The following is a 24778-nucleotide window of genomic DNA, read 5'->3' as shown; positions in this document are numbered from 1 at the left end:
CACCCGCCCCTGCCTATGCGCGAACGACTTCTCAGAAAGTAACCGGCACGCGCACCGTCACGCTGACGTCGGGCGTATCACGGGTCAGGCCCGCCCCCAGCGCCACGTTGAGCGAGGCTTTTTCATTGAAGCGGTACGTGGCCCCCAGCAACAGGGTGGCCAGGGTGACATTGACCGAGCCGGCGACCGCCTCGCCGTTCTGCTTGGTCTTGGCCACCAGGTTCTGGTCGTAGCCGATGCTGATGGCCGCTTTCTCATTCAAGGCCAGGCCCATGCCCATGTTGAAGCCGATGATGTCACCGGCTTCCACGTCGCCGAGGAATTCCCGCTGTCCGTCGATCAGCGTACGGGAAACGTTGTTGCGGGGGAAATTGTGCAGGTAGCTCAGGCTGCCGAAAAAAACCACCGGGTCGGACGGAAACAGCCAGGTGATGCCCGGCTGTATCGCATCGAAGCCACTGCCGGTCGGCAGGTCCAATGGCAGGCCGGTGCCGGTGGTGTTGCCGACGCAACGGGTGATGCAGTCGGTCACCACTTCGAACAGGTCCGTGCCTGTCCGGCTCTTGTAGCGCAGCCAGGCCACGTAGAACGGTTTGTCCGGGCCACCCCGGTTGAGCTGGTAACGCCCGGTGATTTCCACGTCTCCCAGTCCGCTGCCGTGCGAGTTGAATACATTGTCCACCGCCGTGCCGGTGAAGATCTCGCGGCTGACCGTGTCGCCGTTGACATAGACGTAGGGAATCTTTGCCTCCAGCTCGAACCGGTTGTTCAACCCATAGCGCCCAGTCAGCGTGGCCGTTGCCGAAGTGGTCTTCACCTGGCGCACGTCGATCAGCCCGATGAGCAGTGCGGGGATGATGGTGTAGCCAACCAGCGCAACCCGGTCGTTGGACGAATAACCGTACTGCAGCGAAGGCTCCAGCACGAACTTCCCCGGCGGAGTCAACACGCCTGGCTGGTCGAAGATCTGCGCCACCTCTGGCGGCCGCGAATCCGTTTCCGGCGCCTGACCGACGGGTTGCCGCGATTCCGCAGGGCGACCCTGGGCCTGTGCATATGCCGGGGCCGCCTGCAGCATCGGATGCGGCGGCGGTGGCTGGATACCGCGTGCGCGCGCATTGGCCAGCACCTCTTCATCCAGCGCACGCTGCAGACGGAACAGGTTTTCCTCCTGGACGCCTATCGACTGGCGCATGTCTTCCAGCTTCTGTGATTGTTCGTTGATCTGCTGCTGAAGGACCGCCAGCCGACCCGCATCCCACGTGTCGGCAGGCTCCTGGGCATGGGCGCCGTAGCAGAACGAAATGGTGGCGCAGACAAGCGGAATCAGGGTCCCAGCATGCTTAATTGATTTCCGTTGCACAGCCTTCTCCCTGTTCATGGGCCACCGGGCGACGCGATCAAGGCGTTATGCAGCGCGTCGTAGCTATTGATTTCCTGCAACAGCCCCAACGTATCCACGCCAACCTGCAGGCTGGTGAGGGCGCGGATGTCCTGGTTGTCCAACGTGTTCTGGATCACCAGCCCATTGGTGGCCGGGCCCGGGCTGATGGCGTTGCCACTGCCTACCTGGATGACAGTGCCTTGGTTGAGCGCCACCAGCGCCGCCGCGTCTTCCTGGGTCATCTGTGCGATGTCGGCGATATGCAGGCGCGTGCTGGCGACCAGGTCGCCGTTGACGTAGACCAGCCTGTCTATGCCGAACGAAAGCGATAGTCCCGAAGGCAGCACCATTCCGCCGCGCATGTCGGCAAGGAGGGCGGGATCGACCGGCACCCATTCGCTGCCAAGCGCGTCGGCAGCGACGTCAGGCGGCGCAGCATCCGCGGAAACAGCAGGGGGGCTGGCGCAGATTCCAGCCAGCCACCCGAGGAAAAGGATTCTGTTCATGGCTCAGATATCTCCCACGCCGCGCCTGGGCAGCGCAATGTTGCGCAGGCCGTCGCGCTGGACGCCAAGTTCCAGTGGTGCCGGCGGCGCGGTACGCCAGTCCGCGCCCTGGTTGAAGCGGGCGCTGTCGCGCCGGTTGTGCACCACGAACAGCAAGCGGTTGTCCCACAGGGCCTCGAAACGCGAACGCGGCATGGCGCGCGTGCCACGTGCAGGATCTCCCAGCAATACCCGCCCATTGCGCAGGCCCTTGACCACCACGAAATGCCGGTAGCCACGGTCATTGAGCAGGACGATCGCGGGCAGGCCCTCGTCCGAGAGTTTCTCCAGTGGCAGTTCGAAACCATCAGCCTGGAAACCCTCCGACTCGAGGTACCTGCGCATGTCCAGCAGCGAGAATCCCTGCTGGCGGATCTTGGCCTGGTCGCCGCTCTGGTACATCTTCACGAAAACCTGTCGCTCATCCACCGGGTGTCCGTACTGGTAAGTGAGCAAGGTGGCGGTAGCCGCCGAGCCGCAGCTGAAGTCGTACTGCTGGGCGATGGTGGTCTGGTACCGCGCCTCCTTCAGGCTGGTGACGCGCACCGCATAGCTTCCGCCAGGCGGCACGCGCAATGACATCTCCCTGGCCCGTGTCGGCACCGCAATTACCGCGGCCAAGGCCAAGGCCAGGCACAGCCTGCCAACGTCCATGTCAGGGACCGACGAACTGCACGTTGACCACCATGCCGTTCTGGATCAGGACATTGTTCCCGGTGTTCTGGATTACGGTGCTGATCCCGGTGCTATTGGCGAACGCATCGCCATTGATGGCGTTGGAACCGGTGACCACATCCTCGGCCACGTTGCCATCCACCCATCCGTCGATCTGGACCTTGTTGTCTACGCTGCTTTCGCCTCCACGCAGGTCCTGCAGTATCCCGACATCGACCGGAATGCCGATGGCGCTGGAATCCTCCAGCGCGACCGGCCCGGCATCAGCCGAAGGCAGCAGGCCCGGAGCCTCAACCTGGATTTCCAGGGAATCAGCGCCCTGCCCCTGTACAGGGAACGCTTCTTCCTCGGCAAGGCAGGTATTGGATCCCACGACGCACGCAAGCAGAAAAATCGTACGAGCAATACTCATGATCTTCTCCCATACGTCCCGCACGTAATCACCGCCCCTACGGCTTTCCGTGAGATGCACCGGGCCGCGAAGGGCGGCCCGATGCATGCCGTCCTGCGCTTTACGGACCTACGGTCAGGTTGGCCTGCACCGTGATGCCCTGCTGGATCAGCGACGCCATGCCGCTGTTCTGCGCTGCCACCATGATGCCCGCCGCCGACTGCCCGACACTGGTCATGTTGTTGGACATGTCGAACGCGCCAGCGTCGTTGACAACCGATCCGCCGCCGCCGCCAGCTCCGCCCGTAGCGCCATTGCCGACGCCGCCGTTGCCGACGCCACCGTTGCCATCGCCGCCAACGCCGCCTTCTGCGCCGACCGCGCCAGTCGCGCCGTCGCCTGCCAGGGCATCGCCGTTGGTTGCACTGGAGGACGCACCGCCATTGGTGGCATCGCCATTGGTGGCCGATCCGCCATCGCCGCCGTTGCCTGCGGTGCTTGCCACGTCGCCGCTGTTGCCGGCAGTGCCACTGCCCGCTCCACCGGTTGCAGTCGCTGCGCCTGCCGTGCCGGCGCCACCGGTTGCAGTGCCGGAGCCACCGGTTCCGGTGCCATCGCCGGATGTGCCGGCGCCGCCGGTGCCCGTGGTATCGCCGAAGGTGTCGTCGCCGCTCGTGCCGCTGCCGTCACCGCCAGCCGATGCGCTGAGGCCGCCGCCATGGCCGCCATCTGCGTAGCCGTCGCCACCGCCCGCACCGCTCGCGCTGCCGGCCGGACCGCCATAGCCTTCGCCATCGCCGCCCCGGCCGCTGTCGTTGTGGTCGGAACGCCCGCCACGACCGCCGTTTCCAGCATAGGCATCGCCAATGGTGGCACTGCCATTGCTGGAATCGCCTGCCGATGCGCTGCCGTTGTCGGCATCGCCACCGCTGCCGCCGTCGCCGCCGTTGCCGCCGTCGCCGCCATTGCCGCCGTAGCCTTCGCCACCGTAGCCATCACCACCATAGCCAGCACCGCCTTTACCGCCCTTTCCTCCATTGGCGTCGCCGTAGTTCTTGGCGACATTGCCAATGTCATGCACGTAGACATCGCTCACATAGCCTTCAAGCTTGGTCGTGGCGATGGCCTTGCTGTGATTGAAGGAATTGGAGAAGTTGGCCGTGGCCGTACCGCCGTTGTTCGCGGCAGCGTTGCCATAGCCTTCGGCTCCGGCGACGCCGTTGGCACTGTTGTCACTGTTGTCACTGTTGTCGCTGTTATTGCTGTTGTCAGTGGCGTCCGTTGCGGTCAGCACATCGTCGCCATCTCCGCTCTCGTTGTTTTCCGCCGCGTAGGCTGGTCCCAGAAGTCCGAGGCCCAACGCTATCGCCGACGCGATCAGGGTTTTTCTCGTAAACATTTTGTTCTCCTACACGCCGCCAGAAGCCCAGGGGAGGCTTGATGAAGACGACGCCCACCCGATTTACAAGAGAATTTGTTAGTGGCCTGTCCACGAATGGTTAATAACAAAGAAGCGAAAAAAAAGCCTTGGCGGGCATTGCGTGTGTATCGGTGATTACCGCGTAATTGCGGCAAGAACGCCGCAAAAAAAAGAATCAGGACAAACCCGATAAAAAAACCGCCGAACGGTCGGCGGCAAATTAACGAAAAAAATAAGTATCGGGAGTTGCCACTGCAGGTAAACCACTATCGCACTGCACCATGATGCAGATGCCCGGGAAGCGCCATCAGATTGAAGTCACGAAAGCCTGTGCGAACCGGCTGCCCATCCAGATCGCCAGCAGTCCGGCGATCAGGCTGGTGCCGAGATAGAGCAGCATCAGCTCATTTCGATCTGTCTTCGCGAACATCAGGCATTCCACCATCAACGCCGAGAAAGTAGTCAGTCCGCCCATGATTCCTACCAGCAGGAACGCGCGCCAATAGATCGCCGAAGGACCGCGTGCTTCCAGCCAGATGATCAGGAATCCAGCGAAAAACGAGCCGATCAGGTTGACCGCCAGCGTCCCCCATGGAAATCCCTGGCCAAGCTGCCGCAGCAACAGCCCGCTCAACCAGAACCTTCCCGCGGCACCCAGCGCCCCGCCCGCCATCACCAGGGCAAGCTGTTGCCACCAGACCATTGGCAGCATGCGTCAGGACTTCCGCGCATTGCGCACGGCTTGCGCACGCGCGGCCCGCAGGTGATCGATCTTTTCCTTCAACTTGATCTCCATGCCGCGCTCCACCGGTTCGTAGTACACACGCTCGCCCATGGCATCTGGGAACGCCGTCTGGTCCAGGGCGATGCCGCCTTCCGCATCATGGTCGTACTGGTAACCCTTGGAATAACCAAGCTCCTTCATCAGCTTGGTCGGTGCATTGCGCAGGTGCAGGGGCACGTCCTGGGTTCCGTATTCGCGCACGTCACGCTTGGCGGCACCGAAGGCCCTGTACCCGGCATTAGATTTTGCGGTGCTCGCCAGGTAGATGACCAACTGCGCCAGTGCAAGTTCGCCCTCGGGACTGCCAAGGCGGTCGTAGGTTTCCCAGGCTTCGATAGCCATCTGCAGGGCACGCGGATCGGCCAGGCCCACATCCTCCACCGCCATGCGCGTCATCCTGCGCGCCAGGTAGCCAGGGTCGCAGCCACCATCTAGCATGCGCGTGAGCCAGTACAGCGCGCCATCGGGATTGGAACTGCGCACCGACTTGTGCAATGCCGAGATCTGGTCGTAGAACTGTTCGCCACCCTTGTCGAAACGGCGCGTGCGGTCGGCCAGCACCTGCAGCAGCGTCTGTTCGGTGATCTCGCCACCTTCGCCAAGCGCCAGTTCGGCGGCGATCTCCAGCAGGGTCAACGCACGGCGCACGTCGCCATCGGCCGCACCAGCTATCTCGCCCAGCAGGTTGTCCGGCACCTGTATGCCCTGCCCGCCCAGACCGCGTTCCCCATCTTTCAGCGCATGCCTCAGGGCCGCCATGATGTCGTCCCGGGAAACGGACTCCATCACGTGCACGCGGCATCGCGACAACAAGGCAGAATTCAATTCGAAGGACGGATTCTCGGTAGTCGCACCAACGAAAATGATGGTGCCGCGCTCGATATGTGGCAGGAACGCATCCTGCTGGGCCTTGTTGAAGCGGTGCACTTCATCGACGAACAGAACCGTGTGGCGACCGTCGGCGAAACGGTGCGCGGCTTCGGCAAGCACCTGGCGCACTTCGGGCAAGCCGGAAAGCACCGCCGAGATCGCCTTGAATTCCGCATCGGCGTACTTGGCCAGTAACAAAGCCAGCGTGGTCTTCCCACACCCCGGCGGGCCCCAGAGGATCATCGAGTGCACGTGTCCCGACTCGACCGCCCGCCTCAAGGCGGTACCCGGGGCCAGCAGACGGCGCTGGCCGACCATTTCATCCAGGTTGCGCGGACGGATGCGTTCGGCCAGCGGACGCATGGCACTGCGATCCACGCTGAGCAGATCGGGTTCGTCGGTCAGTTTTGACTTGGCTTTGGCCACGCCACCATTCTAGCGTCCCGGGTCCCGGGCCATGGCAAGCAACCCGGGGCCGCGATGCTCAGATGTCGCCGACCACATCGACGCCGCGGGCTGGCGTGTACTTGAACGTGGTACCCGCGAAGGCCGGATTGCGCTTCCAGCCGACGAAACTGATGCGGGTGTTCTGGCCGACCGCATCTACGACATCCATGCGGGCCAGGCCGGACTTGCCGAAGCCCAGACGCGCGGACTGGAAGCTGGCATCACCTTCGTTCTTCGGCGTCAGCGTCAGCCATTGCAGGCCGTCGGAGGTGCCGGACTCTTTCACGTTGAATTGCTTGTCCAGCTTGGTCGGGTCGATGAGGGCGGACAGCGGGCTGTTCTGCTCCTCGCTTCCCTGCTCGCGCACCGTGACCTGTTGCAGGTCCGGATCATAGACCCAGACCTTCCTGCCATCGGCCACGATCAGCTGTGGATAGGGCTTGGCATATTCCCACCGGAACAGGCGCGGTGCGGACAGTGCTACGCGACCACTCGACGATTCCTTCAGCTTGCCCTTGGCATCGTAGACCTGCTGGGTGAACTGGCCGTCCAGTCCCTTCAGCCCATTGGTGAAGGTCTTGAGGTCGTCACGGGCGCCGGCCAACGCGGTGCCCGCGAACAGGAGCGAGCCGATCAATGCGTAGCGGAGGGTCTGCTTCATGGGGGTTTCCTGGTAAATCGAATGGCGACAGTGTCGCCAGCCGAAGCTGAATACGTACCGAGCATGCCGGCCGGAGGCTGAATGCTCAATCCGCGGTCCCGGTGTTTTCGAGGGTTTTACGCAGGTCGCCATAGACGATCTGTGCACGGAAGCCACGGCGCACGTGCTGGTAGAGCTCGCGGAACGCGGGGTAATCGTCGGGCTGGCACAACCTGTCGCTGCCGTGGATCGCGTTGAGGATGAGCCGGTGCGTAGCCACGACCTGGCCGCCCTGGCGCTTCCAGTGGCTTTCGTATTGCCCGGCCGGGTTGCTGAAGCGGCTGTTGTGGGGTACTGCGATCAGGGGAACGCTGGCCGGGAATCGGAGCGTATAGGTTTCTTCGCGCAGGCTGCTGTTGCAGTAGAACGGCGTGGCATTGGCCGGGCTGGATGCGGTGGCGTGGATATTGCGCATGGACTCGGCGCCGGGCGGGTCCGGGAGGATCATTGCGCCCACGACCGAAAAGTCCACGTAATCGCTTGCATCGAAATCGAACGAGTAGCCGAATGGCCGTTCCAGGTCGTTTACGTCGCCCTGCATGGTGATCCGTCCCGACCCGGTGAACCCGGATGCGGACATGATCGATTCCTCGATGCGCGAACGGTTTTGCGAGGTCAGTTGCGAGAAGGTGCTGCGCAGGCCGATTTCTCCCGAGGCACCGCTGTCCTGCAAGGTTCGCCCACTGACGCTGCCGTCGGTCTTGAAGTCATAGAAGCTTTGCGACCTGTAGGCGCTGACGCTGGGGTCGTTGGCCGGCGTACGCGCAATCCTGCCATCTGCCGTATGCACGACCGGTGCGCCCAGGTCGCTTGCCGGCAGCTGGCCAAAGCGGGCGTAGGGATTGGTCGAATCCACGTACAGATCGAATTCGGGCAGGTAGTTGATGGCGTGGTTGAAGCGGCCCAGCACCGCGATGGGCGGAAGCGTGGGTCCGCCGTCAGCGCCGATCAACACGGGGGAACTGGCGATGCCTTTGGCTGCCAGCAACGCTTGCAGGATAACGGTGTGGTCCTTGCAGTCGCCATAACGGGTGGCGAGGATGCTGCCCGCCGAATTGGGCTCCAGCCCGCCGTTGCCCAGGTATACGGCCACGTAGCGGATATTCCGGGCCACCCATGCGTAGATCGCGGCGGCCTGCTGGCGACGCCCGCTGATGCCGCGGGTGAGTTCCGCGGCGAGTTCGCGTATCGGCGGAGTGACGCTTGCCGCTTCGCCCGCCTTCAACTGGTAAGCGCGTCCCATGGCCGAAAAATCGGCGTAGGTGCTTGCCATGATGGTCGGGCCGTATTCCCAGGCGGCCGCCGTCCAGTTCTGGTTCTGCATCGGCTGGCTGCGGCTGTACGACCACGACCAGTGCGCGATGCCGTCCTTGATGACGGGTTGGTCACTGCCTTGCACGCCGCGTGTGTACAGATGCAGAGGCAGACCCTGCGGAGCGGTCAGGGTGACTTCGGCGTTGTCGTACTGGGCGAATGGGCTGAAGTTCTCCCACAGGCCGAAATAACCGGGGAAATAGGCGGTGTTCTGGCTTTGCCGGTAGCGGTAGACCAGCCGGGTGCCGGGCGCCAGGTTGGGGAATACGATGATCCTGACCTTGCGGTCGGCATACATGGCCGCCGAGGCGCTGGAATAGCTTTCCTGCGTGTAGATCTTGTCTGCCGCCACGTCGTGGCGCGTTCCGTCCGCGGTGATCGTGTAGGCGGCGAGCACCTCCAGCGTTTCCATCTTTTCGCTGTAGCTCAGCCGTACCTGGCTGAAGTTGTCGACGCCGGCCTTGGTCTTGATAAGGATTTCGTATTCGCTGGTCTCGACGCTGGTGGCATCGGCCTTGACCTGGTGGTCGGCGCGATAGCGCACGATGCTGAAGCTGTTGGCCGGTTCCTGCGCCGCGCTGGCTTCGGGCGCGGGAGGCAACACCGCCGTTTGCGGCTGGGCCTGCGCCGCCTGCTGCGCCTGCGAGGGCAATGCGACAAGGGCGGCCAGCAATAGCAGGGCTATGCGTTGCATCGGTGTCCGGTCAGCGTGGCGGCGGCGCCAGCACGCTGCGGTCACCGTTGTGTTCCGGTGGCGTCACCACACCGGCCGCTTCCATTGCCTCCACCAGTCGCGCGGCCCGGTTGTAGCCGATCTTCAGCCGTCGCTGCACCCCGGAAATGGAAGCCCGGCGCGTTTCGGTGACGATCTTCACCGCCTCGTCATAGAGTGGGTCGCTTTCCGCATCACCGGAAGAGGCAGCTTCCGGCAGGCCGGTTGCGCCGACGACCGTGCCGTCGCCCATGGTCTGGACTTCCTCGAGCACGCCTTCGATGTAGTCGGCCTTGCCGGTCGCCTTCAGGTGTTCAACCACGCGGTGCACTTCCTCGTCGCTGACGAAGGCGCCGTGGATGCGTTCCGGCATGGCGGTACCGGGAGGCAGGTACAGCATGTCGCCCATGCCCAGCAGCGTCTCCGCGCCGGACTGGTCCAGGATGGTGCGCGAGTCGATCTTGCTGGAAACCTGGAACGCGATGCGTGTGGGGATATTGGCCTTGATCAGGCCGGTGATCACGTCCACCGACGGACGCTGCGTGGCCAGGATCAGGTGCATGCCGGCGGCGCGGGATTTCTGCGCCAGGCGGGCGATCAGTTCTTCGACCTTCTTGCCGACGATCATCATCATGTCGGCGAATTCGTCGATGAAGATGACGATGAAAGGCAGGGTTTCCAGCGGCTGCGGCGCATCGCCCAGGTCGGCGAAGCCGGTGTTGGAACCCGGCTTGAACAGCGGGTCCATCAATGGCTGGCCGGCGTCCTGCGCATCCTTGACCTTCTTGTTGAAGCCGCCCAGGTTGCGCACGCCGACTGCGCTCATCAGCTTGTAACGGCGCTCCATCTCGGCCACGCACCAGCGCAGGCCGTTGGCGGCCTCCTTCATGTCGGTGACCACCGGCGCCAGCAGGTGTGGGATGCCCTGGTAGACCGAAAGCTCCAGCATCTTCGGGTCGATCATCAGGATGCGCACGTCCTTGGCGCTGGCCTTGTACAGCAGGCTCAGGACCATGGCATTGACCGCAACCGACTTGCCCGAACCGGTGGTGCCGGCCACCAGCAGGTGCGGCATGCGCTGCAGGTCGGCGACGGTGGGCCGGCCGGCGATGTCCTTGCCCAGGGCAATGGTCAGCGGGCTGGGCGACTTGTCGTATTCCTTGGACCGCAACAGCTCGCTGAGGTAGATCATCTCGCGGCTGGTGTTGGGTATTTCCAGGCCGATCACCGACTTGCCGGGAATCACGTCGACCACGCGCACCGACTTCACGCTGAGTCCGCGGGCGATGTCCTTGTCCAGCGAATTGACCTGGCTGACCTTGACGCCGGGTGCGGGCTGCATCTCGAAGCGGGTGATGACCGGGCCGGGATAGGCGCCGACCACATTGACGTCGATGCGGAAGTCCTTGAGCTTGAACTCGATCTGCCGCGACACCGTTTCCAGCGTTTCCTCGGAATAGCCCTTGGTCTGCGGCTTGGGGTCATCCAGCAACGACAGCGGCGGAATGCCCGACTGGTCGCCACCGGTGCCGTGGAAAAGCGGAATCTGCTGCTCGCGCTTGGCGCGGTCGCTCTTCTCGATGACTGGCGTCGGTGGCGGTTCGATGTGCACGGGCTCGCGGCGTGCGCGCTTGACCGCTTCGACCTTGCGCACTTCCTCGCGTTCCTCGCGCAAAACCCGGGTCTGCTGCCACTCGGCGGCCTGGTGGGTGCCGCGACGGAACAGCGCCGGCAGCGCCATCACGCCCTTGCCGATGCGTTCCATCACCGCGAACCAGGACAGGCCCGTGGCCAGCGTTACCGACACCAGGAACAGCGCCAGCAGGAAAAGATTGCCGCCCAGGCTGCCAAACAGGCTGTTGAGCGAGCCGCCCACCAAGCGGCCCAGGATGCCGCCCGGCCCTGCTGAAAAATCCGCCGCCGGAACCGCGCGCATGAACAGCAGGCCGGTGGAGGAAATCAGGAAACCCACGATGCCGATCAGGCGCAGCGCCGGCCCCAGGTCGGCTTCGCCATCGCCATCGGTGTCCATGCCGAACAAGGCGATCCAGGCCACCACGCCCAGCATGATGGGAAGCAGGAAGGCGACATAGCCGCACAGGTACAGCAGCATGTCGGCGACCCAGGCCCCTACCCTGCCACCCAGGTTGTGGATGGGTGCGGTGAGGCTGCCCGATTGCGACCAGCTCGGATCATCGGGTGAATAAGTGAAGAGACTCGCCAGCAGATAAAGCAGCAGCGGAGCGATGGCGATCAGCGCCAGGTCGCGCCACAGGCGCTGGCGACGTGGATTGGCCACCGACGCCTGCTTGCGGGCGGCCGAATTGGCACCCTTGGCCTTGGAAGTTTCCGGAACCTGCTTTGCCACCTATCGACCAGACCTTAGGAATGCTTCATTAGTCTTTGATAATAAACGAATCGAGCTGCAATTTCAGTAGCATCAAAGGCAGTGTGGCTGAAAGTGGCCATGCCTGCGGACAAGTGGAAAGTCGCAGGCTATGCGCGTCTCGACCGGCATGTCGCGTGACCCCTGTGCATCTTCGCGTTCCACGTGCGTGCCTTGCTTCAACTGCGCCCCGCCGCCACTCTATGCAACTCCGATGAGGGGCCGAAAAAGCCCGCGCATCGTTCTTTTCCCCCTCATTTTGAGTATACATGAGCCTTTCTTCGATCAATTCCTCCAAGCACTGCCGTCTGTTGATCCTGGGCTCTGGTCCGGCCGGCTGGACCGCCGCTGTCTATGCCGCACGCGCGAACCTGAAGCCCGTCCTGATCACCGGCCTGCAGCAGGGCGGCCAGCTGATGACGACCACCGAAGTGGACAACTGGCCGGGCGATGCCCATGGGCTGATGGGGCCGGACCTGATGACGAGGATGCAGGCCCACGCCGAGCGCTTCGATACGGAAGTGATCTTCGACCACATCCATACGGTCGACCTGGCCCAGCGTCCCTTCAAGCTGATTGGTGACAGCGGCGAGTACACCGCCGATGCCCTGGTCATCGCCACCGGCGCCACCGCCAAGTACCTGGGCCTGGCCTCTGAAGAGGCCTTCAAGGGCCGCGGCGTGTCGGCCTGCGCTACCTGCGACGGCTTCTTCTACCGCGACCAGGACGTGGTGGTGGTCGGCGGCGGCAATACGGCGGTCGAAGAGGCGCTGTACCTGGTCAACATCGCCCGCAAGGTCTACCTGGTGCATCGCCGCGACACCCTGCGCGCTGAAAAGATCATGCAGGACAAGCTGTTCGCCAAGGTCCAGGCGGGCAAGATCGAACTGGTCTGGCACCACGCCATCGACGAAGTGCTGGGCAACGAGGCGGGCGTCACGGGCGTGCGGGTCAAATCGGTGCTGGACGGCAGTACCCGTGACATCACCGTGCACGGCCTGTTCGTGGCCATTGGCCACACGCCCAACACCGGGCTGTTCGAAGGCCAGCTGGACATGAGCAACGGCTACCTGAAGATCCATTCGGGCACCGAAGGCAATGCCACGGCCACCAACGTGCCAGGCGTGTTCGCCGCTGGCGATGTCACCGACCAGCACTACCGCCAGGCCATCACCTCGGCCGGCTTCGGCTGCATGGCGGCGCTGGACGCCGAACGCTATCTCGACAAGGACGCCTGAAGAACCGTCCCCCGGCAACGGCGCATTACGCGTGGACAAGATCCTGATCAAGCAGTGCCTGTTCTACGGGAGTTATCTCGTATTCCCGTTCATCGGTTGGCTGGTCTGGAAAATGAGCAAGCCGGGCAGTCGCGCGATCGCTGCCTGCCTGCTTGCGGCCAGCCTGCTGTTCGCGTGGTCCCGGTTCGTCGAACCGCAGATGATCCGGGTGCGGGAAACCACGCTCTCCGGCACCGGCGTGCATGCGCGGATCGCCTTGATCAGCGACGTCCACCTGGGTGTCTACAAGGACAGCGCCTTCCTGGAGCGCGTCGTCGCCCGCCTCAACGCCCTCCCCGTCGATGCGGTTGTGATTGCGGGGGACCTGACCTACGAACCCGGCACGGCTTCGTTGCAGGCCCTGTTTTCCCCGCTGGCCCGCCTGCGGACGCCCGTGTATGCCGTGCTTGGCAACCATGACCAGCAGGCTCCCGGCGCGGATATCGACCGGGCCCTGCGCAAGGCATTGAAGGGCCATGGTGTCCAGATCATCGAGGGCCGCATCACAGACACCCGAGCCGGTTTCCGCTGGGCCGGGTTGGGGGATCATTGGGGTGGCAACGACGATCCGGCCTTCCTCAAGGCCGCGCCGAGCTCCCTGCCTACCGTGGTGCTCGTACACAACCCCGACAGCGCCATGCGCCTTGCACCGGCCGATGCGACGCTGGTGCTGGCGGGGCACACCCATGGCGGCCAGATCCGAATCCCGTGGCTGTACCGGAAGGTGATTCCCACCGCCTACGACTTCGACCGTGGCGAGCAGCTGGCACATACGCCCCAGGGAAATGTGCGGGTCTTCACCACCACGGGACTTGGCGAGATCGGATTGCCCATGCGCTTGTTCAACCCGCCGACCATCGACCTGCTGTACCTGCGCCCCTGATGGCTTCGGTGCGCATGCTGGCCGCGTTGACCGAACTCCCGGCTGCGAGCTGGGATGCGTTGCACGACGGCCGTAATCCGTTCGTGTCGCACGCCTTCCTGTCCGGGCTGGAACAGCATGGCTGCCTGCGCGAGGAATGGGGCTGGACTCCCCGTCACGTGACCCTGTGGGAAGCCGACCGGCTGGTTGCGGCGGCACCGGGCTATATGAAGACCAATTCCCACGGCGAGTTCGTATTCGACCATGCCTGGGCCCACGCCTACGCGCAGCACGGCCTGGACTATTTCCCGAAATGGCTGGGCGCCGTGCCCTACTCGCCGGTGACCGGTCCGCGTCTGCTGGCAGTCGACGACGGCCACCGCACGGCCCTGCTGGATGCTGTGATCGCGCAGGCCAGGGCGGTCCATGCTTCTTCGGCGCACATCAACTTCCATGCCGCCGGCGAGGAAGGTGCATTCGGGATGGAATGGTTGCCGCGCATCGATATCCAGTACCACTGGCGCAACGAGTCGGGCTGGCGCGACTTCGACGGATTCCTGGCTGCGTTCGACCACAAGCATCGCAAGAACATCCGCCAGGAACGCGCCAAGGTCGCCCGCGAGGGCATCGTGTTCCGGGTGGTGCACGGGGATGAAGCCAGCGACGAGGACCTGGCCACCATGTTCGCCTTCTACCTGCTGACCTTCCGCGACTACGGGAATTCGCCGGCACTGACGCTGCAATTCGTTCGCCACCTGGCCCATACCATGCCGCGCAACCTGGTCATCTTCCTGGCCGAACGCGGTGGCCGCGCCATTGCCGGCGCGATGTGCCTGCGTGGCGGCGACACCCTGTATGGACGCTACTGGGGCGCCAGCGAAACCGCACCGGGACTGCATTTCGAGACCTGCTACTACCAGGGCATCGAGTACTGCCTGCGTGAGGGCCTGACCGCATTCGAACCCGGCGCGCAGGGCGAACACAAGCTGGCGCGCGGGTTCCTGCCGCATTTCGTGCACAGCCGCCACTGGATCGCCGATGGCGACTTCTCCGATGCATTGCGGCGTTGGTGCGTCGAGGAGGCGCACTCGATCCAGCGCTATGCGACCACGCTGCAGGCGCACTCTCCTTTCAAGTCGCCCGCCCAGGCGCCACACTGATTTCGCCCGTGCGCCGCCCTGTTCTCCTGTCCCCTGACCCCGACTCGCCCTTCCCTCCGGCCAGCCAGGCGCTGCGTGAACCGGAGGGGTTGCTGGCCATGGGCGGAGACCTTCGTCCTGCAAGGCTGCTCAATGCCTATCGGCATGGCATTTTCCCCTGGTACTCCGACAGGCAGCCGCTGCTCTGGTGGACGCCGGATCCACGCATGGTCCTGTTCACTGAAGCCATCCGCCTCTCCTCGCGTTTCCGGCGGGGGTTGCGATCCAGCCCATGGCAGGTGCGTGCCGACACCGCATTCGCGAACGTGGTCGCGGCCTGTGCCACGGCACCGCGGCCGGGCCAGGATGGCACCTGGATCACGGCGGAGATGCAGGCCGCCTACCTGGAACTTCATCGGCTGGGTCACGCGCACTCGGTTGAGGTGTTCGACGGCGAGCAGCTGGTCGGCGGCATCTATGGCGTGGCGATCGGTCGCATGTTCTTTGGCGAAAGCATGTACAGCGGCGCCTCCGGCGGGTCCAAGATTGCCCTGGCCGCGCTGGCACATCGCCTGCGCAGTTGGGGCTGGCCGCTGATCGATGCCCAGGTGGAGAACCCCCACCTGCTGACCCTCGGTGCCGAGAGCCTGCCGCGACCCCTGTTCCTGGCGCGCGTCCGGGAGTTGACCGCCATGCCGGGAATCGAAGGCCCCTGGACAGATCGCTTCGGCATCCTGCCGGCGTCTGTACTGGCCGAAGTCAGTGCCGGTTAACGCTTTTTTTGCATGCAGGCCGGCCGGCGCGTAGAATCCTCGCTCTTACGGCCCCGCGCCGCCCGCTCTACCTGCAGGTCTACATGTCGAAAGACGACTCAATTGAATTCGAAGGCACCGTTGCCGAGACGCTGCCCAATACCATGTTCCGGGTGAAACTGGAGAATGGGCACGAAATCATCGCCCACATCTCCGGCCGCATGCGCAAGAACTACATCCGCATCCTCACCGGCGACAAGGTCAAGGTTGAGATGACGCCGTACGACCTGACCAAGGGTCGTATTACCTACCGGATGAAGTAGCAGGCTCGACTGCCGGCACAAAAGAAGGCGACCCCAGGGTCGCCTTTTGCTTTGGAGGGTTATGGCCGAGGTACTTTTGCATCGTTTGTCGCGACGCCCTGCGTAACGTCACCCGCACTTCAGGCAGATTCGATTGCGCGGAGGCTGGCCTAGCCTGCACCAGGCCCGCCTTGGGTCGTCACAGGCCAGCAGCCATGCCGAAATCCGCATCCCTGATATCGCTTGCCACGCTGATCGCGTTCTCCCCTGCGGCCCATTCGCGCGATAAACCCGAGCCGCTGTCCGAGTGCGTCGTCCTGCCTGCAGACTATGAAGCCGCGCGTTTCGGCTCCCAGTATCTTCTGGTCAAGGACGGCAACAACTACTACCGCATCGGATTCGGCAGCAGTTGCAGCGCAATCGCGATGTCCGCAAGCGTGAAGATAACCACCGACGGGCAGCCCAACCGCCTGTGCCCCAGGGAAACCGAGGTATCAGGCAGGCGCGACTACTGCACGGTTCGCGAAGTAGTGCGCATCGACGAGCACGAATACGAGGTCTACGCCCGCAAGCGTCGCTAGCGGGCGTAGCCGATGCGCCGGATCACACGGTGGCCGGCAGCAACCTTTCGGGTTCGGACTGTGCTTCCACCACCAGCTCGTCGTCCTTCACGTCGATGCTGACGCGGCCACCGCCGACCAGCTTGCCGAAAAGCAGTTCGTCCGCCAGTGGGCGCTTGACCTTGTCCTGGATCAGGCGTGCCATCGGGCGCGCGCCCATCAGCGGGTCGAAGCCATGCTTGGCCAGCCAGTCGCGGGCGGCCGGCGTGCTGGACAGGCTGACGTGCTTCTCCTGCAACAGCATCTCCAGCTCGATCAGGAACTTGTCCACCACGCGCTGGATGTGGTCGAAGCCCAGCCCCTGGAACTGCACGACCGCATCCAGGCGGTTGCGGAACTCCGGGGTGAAGCTCTTGCGGATCACTTCCATGGCGTCGGTGGAGTGGTCCTGCTGGGTAAAACCAATCGTGCGCCGGGCGGCCTGGGTGGCCCCGGCATTGGTGGTCATCACCAGGATCACGTTCTTGAAGTTGGCTTCACGGCCGTTGGTATCGGTGAGGATGCCGCGGTCCATGACCTGCAGCAGGATGTTGAAGATATCCGGGTGGGCTTTCTCCACTTCGTCCAGCAGCAGCACGCAATGCGGGGTCTTGACGATCTTCTCGGTCAGCAGGCCGCCCTGGTCGAAACCCACATAGCCCGGAGGCGCGCCGATCAGCCGGCTGACCGAATGCGATTCCATGTATTCGCTCATGTCGAAGCGCACCAGTTCGATGCCCAGCTGCAGCGCCAGCTGCTTGGTCACCTCGGTCTTGCCCACGCCGGTGGGGCCGGCAAACAGGAAGTTGCCGATCGGCTTGTCGGGATTGGCCAGGCCAGAGCGGGCCAGCTTGATCGCCGACGCCAGGGTCTCGATGGCCGGATCCTGGCCGAAGATCACCATCTTCAGGTTGCGCTCCAGGTGCTGCAGCACGTCCTTGTCGGACGAGGACACCTGCTTGGCGGGAATGCGCGCCATCTTGGCAACGATGGTCTCGATTTCCTCGACGTCGATCAGGCTCTTGCGCACGCCCTCGGGCAACAGCTGCTGGCGGGCGCCGGCTTCGTCGATGACGTCGATGGCCTTGTCCGGAAGCAGCCGGTCGCCGATATGCTTGACCGAAAGGTCCACCGCCGCCTGCAGCGCATCGTCGGCATAGGTGACGTTGTGGTGGGCCTCGTACTTGGGCTTGAGGCCTTGCAGGATCTCGAAGGTCTCGCCCACGGTGGGCTCGACGATGTCGATCTTCTGGAAGCGCCGCGCCAGGGCGCGGTCCTTCTCGAAGATGCCCCGGTATTCCTGGAACGTGGTGGAACCGATGCAGCGCAGGTCGCCGGAGGCCAGTGCCGGCTTGATCAGGTTGCTTGCGTCCATGGTGCCGCCGCTGGCCGAGCCGGCGCCGATGATGGTGTGGATCTCATCGATGAACAGGATCGCGCCGGGCAGCTTCTTGATCGCCGACAGCACGCCCTTCAGGCGCTTCTCGAAATCGCCGCGGTACTTGGTGCCCGCAACCAGCGCGCCCAGGTCCAGCGAGTAGATGGTGGCGTCCAGCAGCACCTCGGGCACCTGGCCTTCGACGATGCGCTTGGCCAGCCCTTCGGCCAGGGCGGTCTTGCCCACGCCGGCCTCGCCTACGTAAAGCGGGTTGTTCTTGCGGCGACGGCACAGGACCTGGATGGTGCGCTCCACCTCATCGGCACGACCCACCAGCGGGTCGATCCTGCCGGCCCGCGCCAGCTCGTTGAGGTTGCTGGCGAATTCAGCCAGGGCATCGCCCTTGCCTTCGGCTTCAGCGCCTTCACCGGCCCTGCCCTCGCCGTCAGGCTGGCTGCCCGAGTCACTTTCCTCGCCCTGCTTGGCGATGCCGTGCGACAGGTAATTGACCACGTCCAGGCGGGTGACATCCTGCTGGGTCAGGAAATAGACCGCATGCGAGTCCTTCTCGCCGAAAATGGCGACCAACACGTTGGCGCCAGTCACTTCCTTCTTGCCCGAAGACTGGACGTGGTAGACCGCACGCTGCAGTACCCGCTGGAAGCCCAGGGTGGGCTGGGTATCGCGCCCGTCGTCCTCGGCGAGCCGGGAGACCGAGGCTTCGATGGCCTGCTCCAGGTCGTTGCGCAGGCGTGGAGCGTCGCCGCCACAAGCCTTGAGCACCGCCTGGGCCGATACGTTGTCCAGCAGCGCCAGCAGCAGGTGTTCCACGGTCATGAATTCATGCCGGGCCTCCCGTGCACGCTTGTAGCACTGGCCAATGGTTTGCTCGAGGTCTTTGCTGAACATGGGTTACTCCGACTGCCGTTCCCCACAATATGAGGCCTGTATAGCCGATTTCCACAGCCCTGTCGGGTTTCACTGTTCAGGATATGGAAAGCAGTGAAGGGTGAAGGGTAAATGGCAAAGGGTTAAGGCGGCTTTCCCTCTTTGCCCTTCCCCCTTCCCGGCCCTCAGGCCTTTTCCATCGTGCAGAGCAACGGATGCTGGCTCATGCGGGCGTACTCGTTGACCTGCGAGACCTTCGATTCAGCCACTTCACGGGTGTACACGCCACAGACGCCGCGGCCCCGGGTATGCACGTGCAGCATCACCTGGGTGGCTTTCTCGATATCCATGGCGAAGAACTGCTGCAGCACCAGCACCACGAAATCCATCGGTGTGTAGTCGTCATTGAGCAGCATCACCTGGTAAAGCGGCGGTCGCGCCACTTCAGGCTTGCTGGTCTCGACCATCACGCCATGGTCGCGTTCGTGTTCGGTATTCGGGGGCATGGGAGAATTATACGGATTGGACGGGCTGGGCGACTGCCCGCACAATTCAGTGTCCGGACCGGAGAACCGCTTTGCACTCGAAATTGTCCCACTCCCCGCTTGTGCTTGCCGCAGGAGTGATCCTTGCCCTGTCCCTGCCCGCCCACGCCGAGGCTGCCCGCGACGGCTCGTCTGCCGATGCCCGAATAAAGGCCCAGCTGTCAGCGCTGGAGTACGACTACGAGGTCGATGAAGACAACGATTTCAAGCTGGTGTTCGCAGTGGACGAGACGGACCGCAGCCAGATCGTGTACGTGCGTTCGCCGGTTGAAACCTATGGAAGCCATGCGGTGCGCGAAATCTGGTCGCCGGGATACGCGTCTCCGGACGGAGACTTCCCCGCGCGGATTGCCAACCGCCTGCTGGAGGCTTCCGGCGACGCCAAGCTGGGCGGCTGGGTCAAGCAGGGCCGGAACGCGGTGTTCGTGGTCAAGATCGCCGCCGACGCCGGCAAGGAAGAGCTCGATGACGCCATCGATTCGGCGGTCACGCTGGCCGACCAGATGGAAGCCGAATTGACGCCTGGCAAGGACGATTTGTAAATGAGCTACCGCGAAGGCCGCTTCTGGCAGCCCGACGTCACCGTGGCCACGGTGGTGGTGCGGGAAGGCCGGCTGTTGATGGTCGAGGAACGCGCGCAGGGCAAGCTGGTGTTCAACCAGCCGGCTGGGCACCTGGAGCCTGACGAAAGTCTGGCCGACGCGGCCCTGCGCGAAACGCGCGAGGAAACCGGTTGGGACGTGAACCTCACCGCCTTCATCGGTGCCTATCAGTGGAAGGCCGCCGATTCGGACGGAGCCGGTGGCCGCCACTATCTCCGTTTCGCATTCGCCGCCGAACCCGTGGCCCATGACGCGACCCGTGCGCTGGACGAAGGCATCGTGCAGGCGCTGTGGATGACCCCCGAGGAGCTGCAGGCCGAGCACTCACGCCACCGCAGCCCGCTGGTCTGGCAGGTGGTGCAGGATTTCCTCGCGGGCCGGCGTTCGCCGCTGTCCATGGTCCAGCAGCTCGCATGAGCGCGCCGCGCGTCATCGTGGGCATGTCCGGTGGCGTCGATTCTTCGGTCGCGGCACTTAAGCTGGCGCGTGCCGGCGAGTCGGCAGCCGGCCTTTTCATGCAGAACTGGGCCGATGACGGCAGCGGCGATTGCCGTGCCGAGGACGACCGCCGCGACGCCGTGGCGGTGTGCGGCAAGCTCGGCATGCCCTTCCATTTCCGCGATTTCTCCGCTGAATACTGGGAAGGCGTGTTCTCGCATTTCCTTGCCGAGTACGCGCGCGGCCGCACCCCTAATCCGGATGTGTTGTGCAATCGCGAGGTGAAATTCAAGCATTTCCTCGATGCGGCGCGCGAACTGGGCGCGGAGAAAATCGCGACAGGGCATTACGCGCGCATTGCCGGCGAAGGCGGAATCTTCAAGCTGCTTCGCGCAGTCGACCGCAGCAAGGATCAGAGCTATTTCCTGCACCAGCTGGGGCAGGCAGCCTTGTCGGCGACCCTGTTTCCAATTGGCGATATCCACAAATCGCAGTTGCGCGGGATCGCCCGCGACGCCGGTTTGCCCACGCACGACAAGAAGGACTCCACCGGCATCTGTTTCATCGGCGAACGCGACTTCCGCGAATTCCTGGGGCGTTACCTGCCGGCCAAGGCCGGTGAGATGCAGGACCCGAACGGAGTGAGGATCGGCGAGCATCCGGGCGTCTTCTATTTCACCCTTGGCCAGCGCGAGGGCCTGCAGATCGGTGGCGTGCGCGGCCGTGGCGCCGCGCCCTGGTACGTGGTCGGCAAGGACGTGGCGCGCAACATCCTCTATGTGGACCAGGATACGGCGAGCCCGTTCCTGCACTCCACCCGGCTGTGGTCCGAGGCGGTCCACTGGGTGGCAGGCACTGCGCCTGCAGCCAGCTTCCAATGCACTGCACAGACCCGTTACCGGCAGGCCGACGAACCGTGCAGCGTCGACGTGGCCGAAGATGGAACCCTCACCGTGCAATTCAGCCAGCCGCAGCGTGCGGTAACCCCTGGTCAATCGGTGGTCCTTTACCGGGACGACGAATGCCTGGGCGGGGCGGTGATTGCGCGGACCAATGCACCACTTGAACAACAATTATCGGAGCAGGCAGCTTGAGCAGACCCCTTTCGGAACGCGTGCTGGCCCTGGCCGGCGTGGTCCAGGCACTGGCGCAGGTCCGGCGCATCGCCGAGACCGGGCAATCCGATGCGGCGGTCGTGCAGACCGCAGTGGACAGCATCTTCCGCATCGATGCCGACTCGCCCGGCGAGGTCTATGGCCAAGCTGCGGCGCTGGCGCCCGGACTGAAGCTGTTGCGCGACTACTTCAACAAGGAGCCCGCCGGCGACGAGGGACTGCCGAGGCTTGCGCTGTCGGTGCTGCAACTGGAGCGGCGTTTCGTGGGGGAAACCAACACCGTGGCCGCGGTCAGCGGCGGCATCGCGGAAATCGCCTCGCAGGCAGAGGAAAAAGGCAGCACGCATCCTGACGTGCTGTCTGCGTTGGGAGGCCTTTATGCGGACACGATCAGCCACCTGCGTCCCCGGGTCATGATCCAGGGCAATCCGCATTACCTGGGCCAGCCGGGCGTGGTGGCCGAGATCCGCGCCATCCTGCTCGCTGCCGTGCGCTCTGCCGTGCTGTGGCGCCAACTGGGTGGCAGCTACTGGGACTTCCTGCTCTCGCGCCGGGCCATGGCCGATGCCGCCAGCGACCACTTGCGCTGAACCCGACTGAAGCATGAAAAAAGCCCGGCGCATGCCGGGCTTTTTTTGTTCAGGTCGATCAAGAAATATTTCAGGCAGTTACGGTGTCGGCTACGTCCTTGTAGTCCTCGATCTGGTCGAAGTTCATGTAGCGGTAGATGTCGGCGCTGCTCGCATCCAGCACGCCGATGTCAGCCATGTATTCGGCCTTCGTCGGAATGCGTCCCAAGCGTGAGCAGATCGCTGCCAGCTCGGCCGATCCCAGGTACACATTGGAGTTCTTGCCCAGGCGATTGGGGAAGTTGCGGGTGCTGGTGGAAAACACGGTGGCGCCTTCGCGCACCTGGGCCTGGTTGCCCATGCACAGCGAGCAACCCGGCATTTCCATCCGTGCACCGGCCGCACCGAAGGTGCCGTAGTGGCCTTCCTTGGTCAGTTCAGCAGCATCCATTTTGGTCGGCGGCGCCACCCACAGCTTGGTCGGAATGTCGCGCCTGCCTTCCAGTAGTTTCGAAGCCGCGCGGAAATGGCCGATGTTGGTCATGCACGAGCCGATGAACACTTCCTCGATCACCGCGCCGGCCACTTCCGACAGCGTCCTGACGTCATCCGGATCGTTCGGGCAGGCCACGATGGGTTCATGCACGTCGGCCAGGTCGATGTCGATGACGGCCGCGTATTCGGCATCCGCATCGCGGGCCAACAGCTGCGGATTGGCCAGCCAGGCTTCCATGGCCTTGATGCGGCGGGTGATGGAACGCACGTCCTGGTAGCCCTCGGCGATCATCCACTTCAGCATCACGATGTTGCTGTTGATGTATTCGATGATCGGCGCCTTGTCCAGGTGCACGGTGCAGCCGGCGGCGGAGCGTTCGGCCGACGCGTCGGACAGTTCGAACGCCTGCTCGACCTTCAGGTCCGGCAAGCCCTCGATCTCGAGGATGCGCCCGGAAAAGATGTTCTTCTTGCCCTGCTTGGCCACGGTCAGCAGGCCCGCCTTGATGGCGTACAGCGGGATCGCATTGACCAGGTCGCGCAGGGTGACGCCGGGCTGCAACTCGCCCTTGAAGCGCACCAGCACCGACTCGGGCATGTCCAGCGGCATCACCCCGGTGGCAGCCGCGAAGGCCACCAGGCCGGAGCCGGCCGGGAAGGAGATGCCGATCGGGAAACGCGTGTGCGAGTCGCCGCCGGTGCCCACGGTATCGGGCAGCAGCATGCGATTGAGCCAGCTGTGGATGATGCCGTCACCTGGACGCAGCGGAATGCCGCCGCGCGTGCTGATGAAGGCAGGCAGCTCGTGGTGGGTCTTCACGTCCACCGATTTCGGATAGGCCGCGGTATGGCAGAACGACTGCATAACGAGGTCGGCGCTGAAGCCCAGGCAGGCCAGGTCCTTCAGCTCGTCGCGGGTCATCGGGCCGGTGGTGTCCTGCGAACCGACCGAGGTCATCCTGGGTTCGCAGTACGTGCCCGGGCGCATGCCCTCGCCTTCCGGCAGGCCGCAGGCGCGGCCGACCATCTTCTGCGCCAGGGTGAAACCCTTTCCGGTGTCGGCGGGTACCTGCGGCAGGCGGAACAGGGTGGAGGCCGGCAAACCCAGCGCCTCACGCGCCTTGGCGGTCAGGCCGCGGCCGATGATCAACGGAATGCGGCCACCGGCGCGGACCTCGTCGAACAGCACTTCTGACTTGACCTGGAATTCTGCGATCACTACGCCGTTCTTGAGTGCCTTGCCCTCGTACGGACGCAGCTCCACCACGTCGCCCATGTGCATCTGGGTGACATCGAGCTCGATCGGCAGCGCGCCGGCGTCTTCCATGGTGTTGTAGAAGATGGGCGCGATCTTGCTGCCCAGGCACACACCGCCGAAGCGCTTGTTCGGTATGAACGGGATGTCTTCACCGGTGAACCAAAGTACCGAATTGGTGGCCGATTTGCGCGAAGACCCGGTACCCACCACGTCGCCGACATAGGCGACCAGGTTGCCCTTTTCCTTCAGAGACTCGATGAACTTCACCGGGCCGCGCTTGCCGTCTTCTTCCGGGGTGATGCCGTCGCGTCGGTTCTTCAGCATTGCCAGCGCATGCAACGGGATATCAGGACGCGTGGTCGCATCGGGCGCAGGCGACAGGTCGTCGGTATTGGTTTCGCCAGTGACCTTGAGCACGGTGACGGTCAGGCTTTGCGGTACTTCCGGACGGCTGGTGAACCACTCGGCTTCGGCCCAGCTCTTCAGCACGGCTTGCGCCTGCGCGTTGCCGGCGTCAGCCTTGTCCTTGACGTCGTGGAAGGCGTCGAACACCAGCAGGGTCTTCTTCAAAGCCTCGGCGGCGATCTGGGCAAGCCGCGCATCATCCAGAAGCTCCACCAGCGGGTGGATGTTGTAGCCGCCCAGCATGGTGCCGAGCAGTTCGGTAGCGCGTTCACGGGAGATCAGCGCGCACTGCTCGCTGCCGAAAGCCACGGCGGCCAAATAGGACGCCTTCACCTTGGCGGCGTCATCGACGCCTGCGGGCACGCGATAGGTGATGAGATCCACCAGGAAGGCTTCCTCGCCCGCGGGCGGCGCCTTCAGCAGTTCGATCACGTCGGCGGTCTGGTGCGCCGACAATGGCAGCGGCGGGATTCCGAGCGCTGCGCGTTCGGCAACGTGTTGGCGGTAGGCTTGCAGCATGGTGTTC

At 64.0% G+C, this 24778-nt stretch carries 23 protein-coding genes; 10 read left to right on the top strand and 13 right to left on the bottom strand.

All coding sequences use genetic code 11. From position 1 onward, the window contains the following. Window positions 1–31: 31 nt before the first annotated feature. The 10 genes from DT603_RS00850 to DT603_RS00805 form a co-directional block, all read right to left on the bottom strand. Complete coding sequence (locus tag DT603_RS00850) at window positions 32–1381, bottom strand: acetate kinase (RefSeq protein ID WP_211368222.1); 1350 nt, start codon at window positions 1379–1381, stop codon at window positions 32–34. Beyond that, on the bottom strand, window positions 1378–1890 hold the full coding sequence (locus DT603_RS00845) for a hypothetical protein (RefSeq protein ID WP_162347962.1): 513 nt from the start codon (window positions 1888–1890) through the stop codon (window positions 1378–1380). Before DT603_RS00845 ends, DT603_RS00850 begins: the two co-directional genes overlap by 4 nt. A 3-nt stretch (window positions 1891–1893) precedes the next feature. Then, window positions 1894–2583 carry a C39 family peptidase gene (locus DT603_RS00840; protein WP_162347961.1) on the bottom strand — a complete coding sequence of 230 codons (690 nt, stop codon included), beginning with the start codon at window positions 2581–2583 and terminating at the stop codon, window positions 1894–1896. Between the two features lies 1 nt (window position 2584). Further along, complete coding sequence (locus DT603_RS16010; RefSeq protein ID WP_162347960.1) at window positions 2585–3016, bottom strand: hypothetical protein; 432 nt, start codon at window positions 3014–3016, stop codon at window positions 2585–2587. A gap of 100 nt (window positions 3017–3116) precedes the next feature. Next, complete coding sequence (locus tag DT603_RS00830; RefSeq protein ID WP_162347959.1) at window positions 3117–4394, bottom strand: hypothetical protein; 1278 nt, start codon at window positions 4392–4394, stop codon at window positions 3117–3119. Between the two features lie 328 nt (window positions 4395–4722). Next, the gene (gene crcB / locus DT603_RS00825) at window positions 4723–5127 is read right to left on the bottom strand and encodes a fluoride efflux transporter CrcB (protein ID WP_162347958.1); all 405 of its coding nucleotides are present in this window, start codon (window positions 5125–5127) and stop codon (window positions 4723–4725) included. 3 nt (window positions 5128–5130) lie between these two features. After that, window positions 5131–6432 carry a replication-associated recombination protein A gene (locus DT603_RS00820; protein ID WP_246191534.1) on the bottom strand — a complete coding sequence of 434 codons (1302 nt, stop codon included), beginning with the start codon at window positions 6430–6432 and terminating at the stop codon, window positions 5131–5133. 121 nt (window positions 6433–6553) lie between these two features. After that, window positions 6554–7177 (bottom strand): outer membrane lipoprotein periplasmic chaperone LolA, encoded by a 624-nt coding sequence (lolA, locus tag DT603_RS00815; RefSeq protein WP_162347956.1) that lies wholly within the window; start codon window positions 7175–7177, stop codon window positions 6554–6556. Window positions 7178–7262: 85 nt separating this feature from the next. Next, window positions 7263–9224: a DUF3857 domain-containing protein gene (locus DT603_RS00810; protein ID WP_162347955.1), complete on the bottom strand. Its 1962-nt coding sequence runs from the start codon at window positions 9222–9224 to the stop codon at window positions 7263–7265. A 10-nt stretch (window positions 9225–9234) separates the two neighbouring features. Further along, complete coding sequence (locus DT603_RS00805; RefSeq protein ID WP_162347954.1) at window positions 9235–11610, bottom strand: DNA translocase FtsK 4TM domain-containing protein; 2376 nt, start codon at window positions 11608–11610, stop codon at window positions 9235–9237. 287 nt (window positions 11611–11897) lie between these two features. Between DT603_RS00805 and trxB the strand changes: the two genes are divergently transcribed. From trxB to DT603_RS00775, 6 genes are all read left to right on the top strand, one after another. Then, window positions 11898–12866, top strand: a complete 969-nt coding sequence (gene trxB / locus DT603_RS00800) for a thioredoxin-disulfide reductase (RefSeq protein WP_162347953.1) — start codon at window positions 11898–11900, stop codon at window positions 12864–12866. 31 nt (window positions 12867–12897) lie between these two features. Next, the gene (locus tag DT603_RS00795) at window positions 12898–13788 is read left to right on the top strand and encodes a metallophosphoesterase (protein ID WP_162347952.1); all 891 of its coding nucleotides are present in this window, start codon (window positions 12898–12900) and stop codon (window positions 13786–13788) included. Continuing rightward, window positions 13788–14927, top strand: coding sequence for a GNAT family N-acetyltransferase (locus DT603_RS00790; RefSeq protein WP_162347951.1), 1140 nt, complete (start codon window positions 13788–13790; stop codon window positions 14925–14927). Before DT603_RS00795 ends, DT603_RS00790 begins: the two co-directional genes overlap by 1 nt. An 8-nt stretch (window positions 14928–14935) precedes the next feature. After that, window positions 14936–15679 carry a leucyl/phenylalanyl-tRNA--protein transferase gene (gene aat / locus DT603_RS00785; protein WP_162347950.1) on the top strand — a complete coding sequence of 248 codons (744 nt, stop codon included), beginning with the start codon at window positions 14936–14938 and terminating at the stop codon, window positions 15677–15679. Between the two features lie 83 nt (window positions 15680–15762). Beyond that, window positions 15763–15981 (top strand): translation initiation factor IF-1, encoded by a 219-nt coding sequence (infA, locus tag DT603_RS00780; protein ID WP_055943174.1) that lies wholly within the window; start codon window positions 15763–15765, stop codon window positions 15979–15981. 194 nt (window positions 15982–16175) lie between these two features. Beyond that, complete coding sequence (locus tag DT603_RS00775) at window positions 16176–16541, top strand: hypothetical protein (RefSeq protein WP_162347949.1); 366 nt, start codon at window positions 16176–16178, stop codon at window positions 16539–16541. 22 nt (window positions 16542–16563) lie between these two features. Here DT603_RS00775 and clpA read toward each other — a convergent pair whose 3' ends face one another. Together clpA and clpS are read right to left on the bottom strand one after the other, a co-directional pair. After that, window positions 16564–18846 carry an ATP-dependent Clp protease ATP-binding subunit ClpA gene (gene clpA / locus DT603_RS00770; protein WP_162347948.1) on the bottom strand — a complete coding sequence of 761 codons (2283 nt, stop codon included), beginning with the start codon at window positions 18844–18846 and terminating at the stop codon, window positions 16564–16566. A gap of 164 nt (window positions 18847–19010) precedes the next feature. Beyond that, a complete protein-coding gene (clpS, locus tag DT603_RS00765; protein ID WP_162347947.1) occupies window positions 19011–19331 on the bottom strand; it encodes an ATP-dependent Clp protease adapter ClpS in 321 nt (106 codons plus the stop codon). Between the two features lie 83 nt (window positions 19332–19414). On the opposite strand from clpS, the gene DT603_RS00760 reads away from it, so the two are divergent. The 4 genes from DT603_RS00760 to hflD are packed head-to-tail and all read left to right on the top strand — an operon-like array spanning window position 19415 to window position 22115. Further along, the gene (locus DT603_RS00760) at window positions 19415–19912 is read left to right on the top strand and encodes a hypothetical protein (protein WP_211368220.1); all 498 of its coding nucleotides are present in this window, start codon (window positions 19415–19417) and stop codon (window positions 19910–19912) included. Further along, window positions 19913–20389: an NUDIX hydrolase gene (locus DT603_RS00755; protein WP_162347946.1), complete on the top strand. Its 477-nt coding sequence runs from the start codon at window positions 19913–19915 to the stop codon at window positions 20387–20389. After that, on the top strand, window positions 20386–21504 hold the full coding sequence (mnmA, locus tag DT603_RS00750; RefSeq protein WP_162347945.1) for a tRNA 2-thiouridine(34) synthase MnmA: 1119 nt from the start codon (window positions 20386–20388) through the stop codon (window positions 21502–21504). Before DT603_RS00755 ends, mnmA begins: the two co-directional genes overlap by 4 nt. Then, entirely contained in the window at window positions 21501–22115 is a 615-nt protein-coding gene (gene hflD, locus DT603_RS00745) for a high frequency lysogenization protein HflD (RefSeq protein ID WP_162347944.1), read from the top strand. Before mnmA ends, hflD begins: the two co-directional genes overlap by 4 nt. A gap of 70 nt (window positions 22116–22185) precedes the next feature. Here the strand turns inward: hflD and acnB are convergent, their stop codons facing one another. Next, a complete protein-coding gene (gene acnB, locus DT603_RS00740; protein ID WP_162347943.1) occupies window positions 22186–24771 on the bottom strand; it encodes a bifunctional aconitate hydratase 2/2-methylisocitrate dehydratase in 2586 nt (861 codons plus the stop codon). Window positions 24772–24778: the final 7 nt, after the last annotated feature.

This window comes from Pseudoxanthomonas gei (assembly GCF_010119615.1).
Classification (GTDB): domain Bacteria; phylum Pseudomonadota; class Gammaproteobacteria; order Xanthomonadales; family Xanthomonadaceae; genus Pseudoxanthomonas_A; species Pseudoxanthomonas_A gei.
The sequence above is the reverse complement of the archived record's forward strand: the minus strand, read 5'-3'. Positions and strand labels throughout refer to the sequence as shown.

What these genes read in the sequence shown, in the direction of transcription:
- DT603_RS00850 (WP_211368222.1), bottom strand. Translation starts at nt 1,381, where the DNA reads ATGAACAGGGAGAAGGCTGTGCAACGGAAATCAATTAAGCATGCTGGG.
- DT603_RS00845 (WP_162347962.1), bottom strand. Translation starts at nt 1,890, where the DNA reads ATGAACAGAATCCTTTTCCTCGGGTGGCTGGCTGGAATCTGCGCCAGC.
- DT603_RS00840 (WP_162347961.1), bottom strand. Translation starts at nt 2,583, where the DNA reads ATGGACGTTGGCAGGCTGTGCCTGGCCTTGGCCTTGGCCGCGGTAATT.
- DT603_RS16010 (WP_162347960.1), bottom strand. Translation starts at nt 3,016, where the DNA reads ATGAGTATTGCTCGTACGATTTTTCTGCTTGCGTGCGTCGTGGGATCC.
- DT603_RS00830 (WP_162347959.1), bottom strand. Translation starts at nt 4,394, where the DNA reads ATGTTTACGAGAAAAACCCTGATCGCGTCGGCGATAGCGTTGGGCCTC.
- crcB (WP_162347958.1), bottom strand. Translation starts at nt 5,127, where the DNA reads ATGCTGCCAATGGTCTGGTGGCAACAGCTTGCCCTGGTGATGGCGGGC.
- DT603_RS00820 (WP_246191534.1), bottom strand. Translation starts at nt 6,432, where the DNA reads ATGCGTCCGCTGGCCGAACGCATCCGTCCGCGCAACCTGGATGAAATG.
- lolA (WP_162347956.1), bottom strand. Translation starts at nt 7,177, where the DNA reads ATGAAGCAGACCCTCCGCTACGCATTGATCGGCTCGCTCCTGTTCGCG.
- DT603_RS00810 (WP_162347955.1), bottom strand. Translation starts at nt 9,224, where the DNA reads ATGCAACGCATAGCCCTGCTATTGCTGGCCGCCCTTGTCGCATTGCCC.
- trxB (WP_162347953.1), top strand. Translation starts at nt 11,898, where the DNA reads ATGAGCCTTTCTTCGATCAATTCCTCCAAGCACTGCCGTCTGTTGATC.
- DT603_RS00790 (WP_162347951.1), top strand. Translation starts at nt 13,788, where the DNA reads ATGGCTTCGGTGCGCATGCTGGCCGCGTTGACCGAACTCCCGGCTGCG.
- infA (WP_055943174.1), top strand. Translation starts at nt 15,763, where the DNA reads ATGTCGAAAGACGACTCAATTGAATTCGAAGGCACCGTTGCCGAGACG.
- DT603_RS00775 (WP_162347949.1), top strand. Translation starts at nt 16,176, where the DNA reads ATGCCGAAATCCGCATCCCTGATATCGCTTGCCACGCTGATCGCGTTC.
- clpA (WP_162347948.1), bottom strand. Translation starts at nt 18,846, where the DNA reads ATGTTCAGCAAAGACCTCGAGCAAACCATTGGCCAGTGCTACAAGCGT.
- clpS (WP_162347947.1), bottom strand. Translation starts at nt 19,331, where the DNA reads ATGCCCCCGAATACCGAACACGAACGCGACCATGGCGTGATGGTCGAG.
- DT603_RS00755 (WP_162347946.1), top strand. Translation starts at nt 19,913, where the DNA reads ATGAGCTACCGCGAAGGCCGCTTCTGGCAGCCCGACGTCACCGTGGCC.
- mnmA (WP_162347945.1), top strand. Translation starts at nt 20,386, where the DNA reads ATGAGCGCGCCGCGCGTCATCGTGGGCATGTCCGGTGGCGTCGATTCT.
- acnB (WP_162347943.1), bottom strand. Translation starts at nt 24,771, where the DNA reads ATGCTGCAAGCCTACCGCCAACACGTTGCCGAACGCGCAGCGCTCGGA.